Here is an 11311-nt window from a genome sequence, read left to right as displayed (position 1 = left end):
GGGCCTGCGCGTCTCCGGCGCCGAGCGGAACCGCGCCAAGCGCGCCGCGCTCCTGAGCCGGTGGGACGCCCTGTGGGCCGACCCGAGCCTGGCCCGCGACGCCGGCACCGACCTGGTCGACCGCTGGCGCGAGCCGCACCGGGTCTACCACACGACGTTCCACCTGGCTGCGGCCCTGGACGCCCTCGACGTCGTCGCGGCCGAGAGCCGCATCGACGACCGCGGCCTCTGGCACGCGCGACTCGCGGTCTGGTTCCACGACGCGGTGCACGACGGCGTCGCCCAGCAGGACGAGGAGCGGTCCGCCGAACTCGTCGCCGAGCTGCTCGGGCCGCTCACCAACGCCGGGATCGCCTCGAAGGACATCGACGAGATCACCCGCCTGGTCATGGTCACGGCCGCCCACGACCCGGCGCCCGACGACGTCGTCGGCGGCCTGGTCAGCGACGCCGACCTGGCCGTGCTCGGCGGCAGCCCCGCCGTCTACACGCGCTACACGCACCAGGTCCGCGCCGAGTACTGCGACGTGCCCGACCCGCTGTTCCGCGCGGGCCGCTCCGAGGTGCTCCGCGGCCTGCTGGCGGGCGGCCCCCTGTTCCGCACCGCCCCGGGCACCACCCGCTGGCAGGACGCCGCGACGGCGAACCTCGCCGCCGAGCTGGCCTTGCTGGCCGCCTGATCCCGGTCGGCAAGTCGTCGGGCGGTCGGCAGAATGTCAGATGGTCGGCTCCTCGGAATGCCGACCACCTGACATTCTGCCGACCACCCATCAGCGGGCCCAACCCAGCCCCGCGACAGCCCACCGCCCCGCACGCGGTAGCGTTCCCCGCGTGACTCCCCTCAAGGTCTCCGCCGTCGTCGCGGGCGTGCTCGCCGTCGCCTTCACCGTCCCCGTCGTCGCAGTTCAGGCCACCGGGAACGCCCGCGTGCGCAACGGCGCGAGCGAGATCGAGAAGGCCGACGCCGTCATCGTGCTCGGGGCGGGCCTGCGTACGGACGGCACGCCGTCGACCTATCTGCGCCGCCGCGTCGAGGGCGGCGCCGAGCTGTACCGCGCGGGCGTCGCGCCCACGGTGATCCTGAGCGGCGACGCCCACGACAACCCCGACGGCACCCGCTACGACGAGCCGGGCTCGATGCGCGCCTGGCTCCTGGACAACGACCTGGGCGTCCCCGACGACGCGATCGTGCTGGACCGCGAGGGCTTCAACACCACGGCCACGTGCCGCCGCGCGTACGACCTGTACGGCGTGCGCACCGCCGTCGTCGTCACGCAGGACTACCACCTGCGCCGCACCCTCTACTCCTGTGTGGAGGCCGGGCTCGACGCCGTGGGTGTCGGCGTCAGCGCCGCGAGCGTCCAGCCGGCGCAGTGGGCCTGGTGGCACGTGCGCGAGCTGCCGGCGAGCTGGAAGGCCGCGGTCCGCTCCGTCGCGAGGCGCCGCCCTCGCTGACTCACTTCTTCTTCGGCGTCACCCACAGGTGGATCGTTCCCTCGACCACCACGGTCCCGTCCGCGAGCACACCGCGCACCCGCACGGGCAGGTCCTTGTCGTCGCCGTCCCACTGCGCCTGGTCGGTCTCGGCCACGCAGGTGACGTCGCCGGTCGACTTCGCGAGGTAGCGCACCTCCATGCCCTTGGGCAGCCACCGCTTGTCGTCCGGCACGGTGGCCTCGGCGAGCGAGCCCATGGCCATCTCGAGCCCGTTGCAGACGGCGATCGCGTGCACCGTGCCGATGTGGTTGCGGTTGCGCCAGCGGTTGGGGACGACGACCTCGCCATAATTCGGTCGCATGTCGACCACGCGCGGGGCGATGGTGCCGAAGTACGGGGCCTTGAGGCTGTACGCCAGGCTGAAGATCCGCTTCCCGAGCAGGCCGCCGACCACCGGCAGCGAGTTGGCGGACTTCCAGAAGGCATGGAGCTGCGTCGTCATGCGGGTGAGCGTACTCGCCCTGGTGACGACCGTTCACTCCTTCGACGACCAGTTCGGCCGGGCCCGGAGAGCACCCGCCCCGGGGCCGTGCAGCCCCTCGTCTCACGGCAGGCGCAGCTTGCGCATCGCCCCCAGCGCCGTGGTGAGCACCCTGCTCGGGGTGTCCCCGCCCAGGCCGTAGAGGTTGTCGAGCGTCGCCCCGATCCGGGCACCGCGCGACGTCACCACGGTCTGCTGCCGGGTCAGGCCGGTGATCGACGCCGCGCCGTGCCGCCCGCCGAGCCCCGACGACTTCCAGCCGCCGAGCGGCGCGGAGACCGAGCCCCAGGTCAGCGTGTACCCGTCGTTGATCGCGACCGAACCGCACTCCAGGCGCGCGGCCAGGCGCCGCGCCCGTGCGACGTCCCGGGTCCAGACGGCGGAGTGCAGCCCGTACTCGGTGTCGTTGATGACCGTGACGGCGTCCTCGTCGCAGTCGACCCGCGTGATCGTGACGACAGGGCCGAAGGTCTCCTCGCGCGCCACGACGGCCTGGGCCGGCACGTCGTCGAGCACGGTCGGCGCGTAGAAGTACGGGCCGACGTCGGCGCGGTGCACCCCGCCCGCGAGCACCCTGGCACCGCGGGCCAGCGCGTCGTCGACGTGCGCGGTCACCTTGTCGAGCTGTGCGGCGGAGGTGAGCGAGCCGATGTCGGCCGAGTAGTCCAGCGCCGGGCCGAGCCGCAGGTTGCGCACGGCGCGCACGAACTTGGCCACGAACTCGTCGGCGATCGCCTCGTGCACCACCAGTCGTTCGACGGACACGCACAGCTGCCCGGCGTTCGAGAAGCAGGCCCGAACGATGCCCGGAACTGCGGCGTCGACGTCCACGTCCTCCGCGACGTACAGCGCGTTCTTGCCGCCGAGCTCGAGCGTCGCCCCGATGAGGCGCTCCCCCGCGCGTGCGGCGACCTTGCGCCCCGTGGCGGTCGAGCCAGTGAACGCGACGTGGTCGACGTGCTCGATCAGCGCCTCGCCCACGTCCGGACCACCGGCGACCACCTGGAACAGGCCCGCCGGCAGGCCGGCGTCGTCCAGGGCCTCGGCCGCCCACAGGGCGGTGAGGGTGGTCTGCGGGTCCGGCTTGAGCACCACCGCGTTGCCGGCGAGCAGTGCGGGCAGGGCCTCGGACAGCGCGAGCACCAGCGGGAAGTTCCACGGAGCGATCGCGCCGACGACGCCGACGGGCCGGCGGTGCACCTGCACACCCGCCAGGAGCGGGACCATGCCGCGCACACGACGGGAGGCCAGGTAGCGCTCACCGCGGACGGCGTAGTGCCGGGCGACCTGCGCGATGTCCGCGATCTCCTCGAACGCGGCGCGCCGCGACTTGCCCGTCTCGAGCTGGATCAGGTCGAGCGCCTCGGACTGTCTCTCCAGGACGATGCGGCCGAGCCGCTGGAGCACCCCGGCACGGTCGCGCACCGAGAGGCGCGCCCAGCCGCGCTGCGCCACCCGCGCACGGACGACACTGGCGGCGACGTCGTCGGCGGAGGAGACCGGGAAGGTCACGAGGGGAGCACCCGTGAACGGACACATCGAGCGGTGCGTGCCGGAAGCCTCGGAGGTCGCGATCCGAGCCACGAGCGGCGCCATCACGCCGGGCTCGAGAACGAAGGTTCCCTGCGGATGCTCGGGGTCGAGCACCCCGCCGACGGCACCACTCGCTGCTGCGTCGGCTGCTGTGTCGTCGATCATGGCGGCCACCCTACGCGCAAAACCCTGCACCATGTATTGATAGGTGTGTGAAACTGACTTTCATGGCGCTTGGTCGCGACGGCCGCGATCTCGCCCCGTGGCGCCGGTCGTAGCTAGTTCGACTCGACCCAGCGGCCCAGGACGGTGGTCTCCTGATCGCCGTAGCCGAGCCGCTCGTAGAAGCCGAGCACGGCGGTGTTGGTGGTGCGCACCATGAGCTGGATCTTGCGCGCGCCACGGGCCACCAGCCAGGCCTCGGCCGCGACCACCGCGGCCCGGCCCAGGCCCGTGCCCCGCAGTTCGGGTGCGACCGCCACGTAGTACAGCCAGCCCCGGTGCCCGTCGAGCCCGGCCATGGCGGACGCCGCCACGCGGCCGTCGGCCCGGGCGACCAGGACCGTCGAGGTGCTGCCCGCGCGGGCATCGGCGATGTCGAGGTGCGGGTCGTTCCAGGGCCGGGTGAGGCCGCACTCCCGCCACAGCTCGACCACCTGGTCGACGTCGGCGTCCGTGATCTCGACAAACTCACCATCGGCCACTGGCGCCGCGGCCAGGACCGGGGCGAGCGGCTCGGTACCCGACACGGGCGTCACCGTGGCTGGTACGGCGACACGACGACCTCGACCCGCTGGAACTCCTTGAGGTCGGAGTAGCCGGTGGTCGCCATCGCGCGGCGGAGGGCACCCACGAGGTTGAGCGTGCCGTCGGCCTGCTTGCCGGGCCCGAAGAGGATCTCCTCCAGCGTGCCGACCGTGCCCACCTCGACGCGCTCGCCGCGCGGCAGCTGCGGGTGGTGGGCCTCGGGGCCCCAGTGGAAGCCCTTGCCAGGGGCCTCGGCAGCCCGCGCGAGCGCGGCACCGAGCATGACGGCGTCCGCGCCGCAGGCCACGGCCTTGACGATGTCGCCGGAGTGGCCCACGCCGCCGTCGGCGATGACGTGCACGTACCGGCCGCCCGACTCGTCGAGGTAGTCGCGGCGGGCCGCGGCGACGTCGGCCACCGAGGTGGCCATGGGCGCGTGGATGCCGAGGCTGACACGCGTGGTGTGGGCGGCGCCGCCGCCGAAGCCGACGAGCACGCCCGCCGCGCCCGTGCGCATCAGGTGCAGCGCGGCCGTGTAGGTCGAGGCCCCGCCGACGACGACGGGCACGTCGAGCTCGTAGATGAAGCGCTTGAGGTTGAGCGGCTCGGCGTTGCCCGAGACGTGCTCGGCCGAGACCGTGGTGCCGCGGATGACGAACAGGTCGACACCGGCGTCGACCACCGTCTTGTAGAACTCCTGGGTGCGCTGCGGGGTCAGCGCGCCGGCGACGGTGACGCCGGCCGAGCGGATCTCCTTGAGGCGCTGCGTGATGAGCTCGGGCTTGATGGGCTCGGAGTAGATCTCCTGCATGCGGTGCGTCGCCTCGCCGACGGGCAGCGCCGCGATCTCCGCGAGCAGCGGCTCGGGCGACTCGTAGCGGGTCCACAGGCCCTCGAGGTCGAGCACGCCCAGACCGCCGAACCGGCCCAGCGCGACCGCGCTGTCGGGGGTCATCACCGAGTCCATCGGGGCCGCGACGATCGGCAGGTCGAAGTGGTACGCGTCGATCTGCCAGCCGACCGAGACGTCCTTCGGGTCGCGTGTGCGCCGGGAGGGCACCACCGCGATGTCGTCGAAGGAATAGGCGCGCCGCCCACGCTTGCCGCGTCCGATCTCGATCTCGTTGCTCACCCGCCAAGCCTACCCATCGCTGCTGACCCGGCGCGCAGTGTCTCGGTGATGTGCGGGGTGGCACGAACCACAGTGTCAGTGAGCGGTGGCAGGGTTCTCCCTGGACGCACCGGTGAACCCGGACGAGCAGGGAGGACACCATGAACGAGACCTGGATCCACAGGCCGCTGCTGGGCTTCGACACCGAGACCACGGGGGTGGACGTCACGGGCGACCGCATCGTCACCGCGGCTCTCGTGCTGCGTACGCCCGGCGCCGGCACCGAGGTGCGCACCTGGCTGATGGACCCGGGTGTGGAGATCCCGCAGGAGGCCGCCGCCATCCACGGCATCTCCACCGAGCACGCCCGGGCCTACGGCGTGGCGCCCCGGGAGGCGCTGGAGGAGATCGCCGCGGAGCTCGCCACCCACCTGGCCGACGGCGTCCCGGTGGTCGCCTACAACGCGGCCTTCGACCTCTCGCTGCTCGACTCCGAGCTACAGCGCCACGGGCTCAAGACCCTGCCTCAGCGCCTGGGCCGGCCCGTCGAGCCGGTGGTCGACCCGCTGGTCATCGACCGCTGGCTGGACCGGTACCGGCCGGGCAAGCGCCGCCTGGGCGACCTCTCGCAGTGGTACGGCGTCACCTCTGACGGCGACCTGCACACCGCCGAGGTGGACGTGCTGGCGACACTCGACGTCCTGGAGGCGCTGGCACGGCGGTTCCCACAGCTGTCCCGCATGTCCCTGGCCGACCTGCACCAGCAGCAGATCGGCGCGCACCGCCAGTGGGCGGTCAGCTTCAACGAGTGGCGCCGCGACCAGGGCCTGACCGGCCCCGACGCGTCGGGCGCCTGGCCGGTGCAGCACGCGACGAGCGTCTGACGGGCGGGGCGGGCGGCCTCGCCCCGGGAAGTGTCCGGGGCGAGGCCCTGCTCAACCCGCCGCAGCTCAGCGCGGGTAGACGGCGTCGACCTCCACCTCGACCAGCCAGCCGTCGACCGGCAGGTTCTCGACCTCCAGCGCGAAGCGCGACGGCCGCGCCTCGTTGACGACCATGGGCTCGGTCGTCGCCGAACCGAGCTGCACGTCGAGCACCTCACCGGTGGCCAGGTTCGTGTTCGCGAAGAACTGGCGGTAGGCCCGGTTCCACCCGGCGAAGTCCATCTTCTCGGCGCCCCGGGGGTTCTGCAGGAACACGCGCATCGAGACGACGTCGTCGTACGACAGCCCCGCCTTGTCCAGGTTCTCGCCGATCCGCATGAGGGCGTTGATGCCCTGGGCCTCGGTGAGGGTGACGCCTGCGGGGAGCTCCCCGCCGGGGAACACGTCGGTGGGGATGTACCGCTCCTCGGCACTCACCCCCGGCGTGGTGTTCCGGGCGGCCGGGCCGAGGCCGGAGGACTTGTACCAGGACACGTTCTTGCCGATCGCCACGCCGTCGGCGATGAGCGGGGTGTCCCCGGTGACGAACGAGTGGGCGCGCGTGGGGTCGGGCCGGAAGGCGTGGGCGGCCGCGAACGCGGTCCCGGGGACCGCGATCGCAGCGGTGACGACGACGGCGGTGATCAGCGCGGCACGGTTCTTCATGGTGCTCCTCCATCTGGCCGGGCCGGGGGCCGCGAGGGCGCCCGGATGCGGTGTGGCCCGGCGGACGGCACCGGGTGGCGCGGACGCTAGCCATGGGGAGTTTCGGCGGGATGTCCACTTCGGGTCGGGTCGGGAACGACTCCGCAGCGCGGTTCGAATCGTTCCTGCGGAAACGCTGACCTGCGGCGGAACCCGGAAACACCATGGTTACTACGCGCAACTGTGCAGTAACGGCGGAGACTCGCAGCGGTGATCTTCGGTCCATAGCGTCCGGCGCGGTGCTGACGGCGGCCCCCGGCTTCCCGGCCGAGGTTCGCGTGCGTCAGGCCTGTCGACACGAGAGGTAGGGACCGTGGTCACCGAGAAGAGCACCCCAGGTGTCTCCCGCCGTAACTTCCTGCAGGCCGTCGGCGCCGGCTCCAGCGCCGGTGTCATGTTCGCGACGATGGGCGCGATGGGTCTGGCCCCCAGCGCCGCGGCCCAGCCGAGAGCCGAGGCCTGGGTCCCCCCGAAGGCCGGCGACTTCACGCTGACCGGCCGGTCCACGAAGAAGGTCGTCGTCGTCGGCGCGGGCCCGGCCGGACTCGCGACCGCGTACGAGCTGCAGAAGGCCGGCTACCGCGTGACCGTGCTCGAGGCGCGGCACCGCCCCGGCGGACGGACCCTGACGATCCGCGGCGGCGACAGCGAGACCGACGTCAACGGCGTCAAGCAGACCGCGCGGTTCGCCGACGGCATCTACATGAACGCCGGGGCCGGCCGCATCGCGCAGTGGATGGTCACCATGGACTACATCCGCGAGCTGGGCGTGCCGTACGAGGTGTTCACCAACGCGAACGCCGACGCCTACCTCTACAACGAGCGGACCGGCGCGACGCCGGGCAACCCGGTGCGCTACCGCACCGCCAAGGCCGACGTCTTCGGTTACACGTCCGAGCTGCTGCACCACGCCACCGACCAGGGCGCCCTGGACCAGAAGCTGACCGCGGAGGACAAGGACAACCTGCGCTCGTTCCTGCGCAGCTGGGGTTCGCTCAAGTCGGACGGCACCTACGCCGGTGGCAGCAACCGCGGCTTCGAGGTCTACCCCTCGGCCTGGAACGAGCACGGCACGCCGCTGCCCGGACCCGGCACGGTCTCCGACGTGCTGGCCTCGAAGGTGGGCCAGTACTTCCCGTTCGAGATCAACTGGGAGCAGTCCATGCTCATGTTCCAGCCCAAGGGCGGCATGGACACCACCTACCAGTACCTGGTGCGCGCCATCGGCTCCCACAACGTGCAGTTCGAGTCGCCCGTCACCGGGGTCGAGAACACCGGCCGCGGGGTCAAGGTCACATACATGCCCCGGAACGGGAGGGCGCGTCAGATCGAGGCCGACTTTGCCGTCGTCGCGGCGCCGGCGGGCCTGATGCGGCGGTGGGACACCAACTGGGGCCCGGAGATCGACGCGGCGCTCGGCGAGTTCGCCGTCGGCTCCCCCGCGGGCAAGATCGGCCTGCAGTACAGGTCGCGGTTCTGGGAGGACGACCACAGGATCTTCGGCGGGATCACCGAGACCGACATGGACCTTGCCCACGTCTGGTACCCGTCGTACGGGTACGGCGAGCGCAAGGGCCTGGTGGTCGGGTACTACAACACCGGCACCAACGCCCGCACGTACGCCGACATGACCCCGAAGCAGCGCGAGCTGCGCGCCGTCGAGCAGGGCGTGAAGATCCACGGGGAGAAGTACCGCAGCGAGCTGGACACGTCGTTCTCGATCGCCTGGCACAAGGTGCCCTACATCGAGGGGGCCTGGGCCTACCCGAACACCAGCTCCGCCGGCTTCCGGCTGCTGCAGCAGGGGGCGGGCAACGTGTACTTCGCGGGCGACTGGATGTCCGAGGTCTCCGCGTGGCAGCACGGCGCGTTCTGGTCGGCCCGCTACGCGGTGCAGGCCCTGCACGCCCGCGTCATGGCGAGCTGACGGGTTCGATTCGCCGCGGTGGAACCGTGGCGAGATGGAGCTGGGGCCGGAGCACTGATCAGTGCTCCGGCCCCAGCTTTACCTCGCCGCGCCCTGCTTCGGCAGGGCGGCAGGATCAGAAGCCGCTGTAGTTCGGCGCCTCGACCGTCATCTGCACGTCGTGCGGGTGGCTCTCCTTGAGCGACGCCGACGTGATGCGGACGAACCGGCCGTTCTCCTGCAGCTCCGGGACGGTCCGCGCACCCGTGTAGAACATCGTCTGGTGCAGACCGCCGATGAGCTGGTGCGCCACGGTGGCCAACGGCCCCTTGTACGCGACCTGGCCCTCGATGCCCTCGGGCACGATCTTGTCGTCGCTGGTGACCTCGGCCTGGAAGTACCGGTCCTTGGAGTAGGACTTCTTGCCGCGCGAGGACATGGCACCCATCGAGCCCATGCCGCGGTAGGTCTTGAACTGCTTGCCGTTGACGAGCACCAGGTCGCCCGGGGTCTCCTCGCAGCCCGCGAACAGCGAGCCCAGCATCACGGACTCGGCGCCGGCCACGATGGCCTTGCCGATCTCGCCGGAGTGCTTGAGGCCGCCGTCGGCGATGACGGGCACGCCCGCCGGCTTGCAGGCGAGCGACGCCTCGTAGACGGCGGTGATCTGCGGCACGCCCACGCCGGTCACGACACGCGTGGTGCAGATGGAGCCCGGCCCCACGCCCACCTTCACGGCGTCGGCGCCGGCGTCGACGAACGCCTGCGCGCCCTGGCGCGTGGCGACGTTCCCGCCGATCACCTGGACGTCCTTGGTGGCCGGGTCGGTCTTGAGGCGCTTGACCATGTCGATCAGCATCCGCACGTTGCCGTGCGCGGTGTCGGCCACGAGCACGTCCACGCCGGCGTCGATCAGGGCCGTGGCGCGCTGCCACGCGTCGCCGAAGTAGCCGATCGCGGCGCCCACCATGAGGCGGCCCTGGCCGTCCTTGGACGAGTTCGGGAACTGCTCGGACTTCACGAAGTCCTTGACGGTGATGAGCCCGGTGATGCGGCCGTCGGGGTCGATCAGCGGCAGGCGCTCCAGCTTGTGCTTGCGCAGCAGCAGCGTCGCGTCGTCCCGGGAGATGCCCGCCGGGCCGGTGATCAGCGGCTGCGGCGTCATCACCTCGTCCACCTTGGTGGTGGCCCACTCGGCGACGGGCGTGAAGCGCAGGTCGCGGTTGGTGACCATCCCGATGAGCTTGTTGTCGGTGTCGACCACCGGGAAGCCGGAGATCCGGAACTGGCCAGCGAGGGTGTCGAGCTCCTCGAGCGTGGCGTCCGGGCCGATCGTGACGGGGTTCGTGATGATGCCGGTCTGCGTCCGCTTCACGAGGTCGACCTGGGTGGCCTGGTCCTCGATGGAGAGGTTGCGGTGCAGCACGCCGAGGCCACCCTGACGCGCCATGGCGATCGCCATGGCCGACTCGGTGACCGTGTCCATCGCCGCTGAGATCAGCGGGATCTTGAGCGAGATCTCGCGCGTGAGGCGAGACGTCGTGTCGATGTCCGACGGCGCCAGGTCGGAGTAACCCGGCAGCAGCAGGACGTCGTCATAGGTGAGCCCGAGGAAACCGAACGGGTCGCCCGGCGAGGTCTGGTCCGTCATGCAGCAAGTCTACGGCCGCAGCGACCGCAGATCTCGGCCGGGCCGTGGTACCGGCCCGAGGCGTGCGTCACCTCGCCTTGATGACGGCGAGCACCTCGTGCAGCAGCCCCGTGAAGGAGCGCACCCGCTGCACCGTGGGCCCGAACGGCAGCTCCGTCGCGGCGGCGTCCGCCCGTAGTCCGACGAAGATGGGCAGCTCCGGGTAGCTCTCGTTCACCGCGTGCACGACGTCGAGGTCCGGCTTGTTCTGCGTCGTCGCCAGTACCACCGCCGTCGGGCGGACCATAGTGACGAGCTCGACCGACCGGTGCGTGCTCGCGGGACCCGTGACGATGCGCGCCATCGAACCCTGGGCGGCCAGCGCGGCGGCGAGGGCGTGCGCCGAGAGCGGCACCACCTCGTCCGGGGCGGCGAACACCAGGACGATCTTGCGCATCCGGCTCGGGTGGTTGGCCGGCGGGCCGCCCGCCTCGACCATGACCCGCTCGAACTCCTCGATGTAGTTGCGCAGGGCACGCAGCGCGGACGTCGCGAGCACGACCTCGGGCATCTCACCAGGGCCGGCCAGGACCGTCCGCTCCGACAGCCGGAGCCAGGCGGGCTCGACGAGCTCGGTCCACCAGGTGGCCGGGTCGCCCTCCGGGCCGAGCACGAGGAGGTTGTCGCAGGCGGTCCGGCTGTAGGCCAGCGCGGCGTCGACCAGGGCGGACACCCGGCCCGACGTCGGCGCCGGGGAGGCGGCGGACCGCGGACCCCCG

10 protein-coding genes and 1 pseudogene are annotated in these 11311 nt (G+C 71.8%); 4 read left to right on the top strand and 7 right to left on the bottom strand.

What is annotated here, in order from left to right:
- Together PROKR_RS16885 and PROKR_RS16880 are read left to right on the top strand one after the other, a co-directional pair.
- On the top strand, positions 1-679 hold a 679-nt coding region (locus PROKR_RS16885; RefSeq protein ID WP_211240164.1), incomplete at its 5' end, for an HD domain-containing protein.
- Positions 680-830: 151 nt separating this feature from the next.
- Positions 831-1454 (top strand): SanA/YdcF family protein, encoded by a 624-nt coding sequence (locus PROKR_RS16880; RefSeq protein WP_051433075.1) that lies wholly within the window; start codon positions 831-833, stop codon positions 1452-1454.
- Position 1455: 1 nt separating this feature from the next.
- Here the strand turns inward: PROKR_RS16880 and PROKR_RS16875 are convergent, their stop codons facing one another.
- The 4 genes from PROKR_RS16875 to PROKR_RS16860 all read right to left on the bottom strand — a co-directional run bounded on the left by PROKR_RS16875 (position 1456) and on the right by PROKR_RS16860 (position 5389).
- Complete coding sequence (locus PROKR_RS16875; protein WP_036964902.1) at positions 1456-1938, bottom strand: hotdog fold domain-containing protein; 483 nt, start codon at positions 1936-1938, stop codon at positions 1456-1458.
- A gap of 102 nt (positions 1939-2040) precedes the next feature.
- Entirely contained in the window at positions 2041-3675 is a 1635-nt protein-coding gene (locus PROKR_RS16870) for a succinic semialdehyde dehydrogenase (protein ID WP_036964901.1), read from the bottom strand.
- 113 nt (positions 3676-3788) lie between these two features.
- The gene (locus tag PROKR_RS16865) at positions 3789-4259 is read right to left on the bottom strand and encodes a GNAT family acetyltransferase (RefSeq protein ID WP_245605859.1); all 471 of its coding nucleotides are present in this window, start codon (positions 4257-4259) and stop codon (positions 3789-3791) included.
- 5 nt (positions 4260-4264) lie between these two features.
- On the bottom strand, positions 4265-5389 hold the full coding sequence (locus tag PROKR_RS16860) for a GuaB3 family IMP dehydrogenase-related protein (RefSeq protein ID WP_036964899.1): 1125 nt from the start codon (positions 5387-5389) through the stop codon (positions 4265-4267).
- A gap of 140 nt (positions 5390-5529) precedes the next feature.
- On the opposite strand from PROKR_RS16860, the gene PROKR_RS16855 reads away from it, so the two are divergent.
- Positions 5530-6252 (top strand): exonuclease domain-containing protein, encoded by a 723-nt coding sequence (locus tag PROKR_RS16855; RefSeq protein ID WP_036964897.1) that lies wholly within the window; start codon positions 5530-5532, stop codon positions 6250-6252.
- A gap of 66 nt (positions 6253-6318) precedes the next feature.
- On the opposite strand, the gene PROKR_RS16850 is transcribed toward PROKR_RS16855, so the two are convergent.
- Complete coding sequence (locus PROKR_RS16850) at positions 6319-6957, bottom strand: Rid family hydrolase (RefSeq protein WP_036964895.1); 639 nt, start codon at positions 6955-6957, stop codon at positions 6319-6321.
- Positions 6958-7309: 352 nt separating this feature from the next.
- Here PROKR_RS16850 and PROKR_RS16845 point away from each other — a divergent pair, with 352 nt between their 5' ends.
- Positions 7310-8923 carry a flavin monoamine oxidase family protein gene (locus tag PROKR_RS16845; protein ID WP_036964894.1) on the top strand — a complete coding sequence of 538 codons (1614 nt, stop codon included), beginning with the start codon at positions 7310-7312 and terminating at the stop codon, positions 8921-8923.
- Between the two features lie 115 nt (positions 8924-9038).
- Here PROKR_RS16845 and guaB read toward each other — a convergent pair whose 3' ends face one another.
- Both guaB and PROKR_RS16835 read right to left on the bottom strand, forming a co-directional pair.
- Entirely contained in the window at positions 9039-10553 is a 1515-nt protein-coding gene (guaB, locus tag PROKR_RS16840; protein ID WP_036964893.1) for an IMP dehydrogenase, read from the bottom strand.
- A gap of 67 nt (positions 10554-10620) precedes the next feature.
- Positions 10621-11311, bottom strand: a pseudogene (locus PROKR_RS16835) (MerR family transcriptional regulator); the annotation flags it as partial.

It is taken from the genome of Promicromonospora kroppenstedtii DSM 19349 (genome assembly GCF_000515355.1).
Classification (GTDB): domain Bacteria; phylum Actinomycetota; class Actinomycetes; order Actinomycetales; family Cellulomonadaceae; genus Promicromonospora; species Promicromonospora kroppenstedtii.
This window is presented reverse-complemented; position numbering and strand designations above follow the sequence as displayed.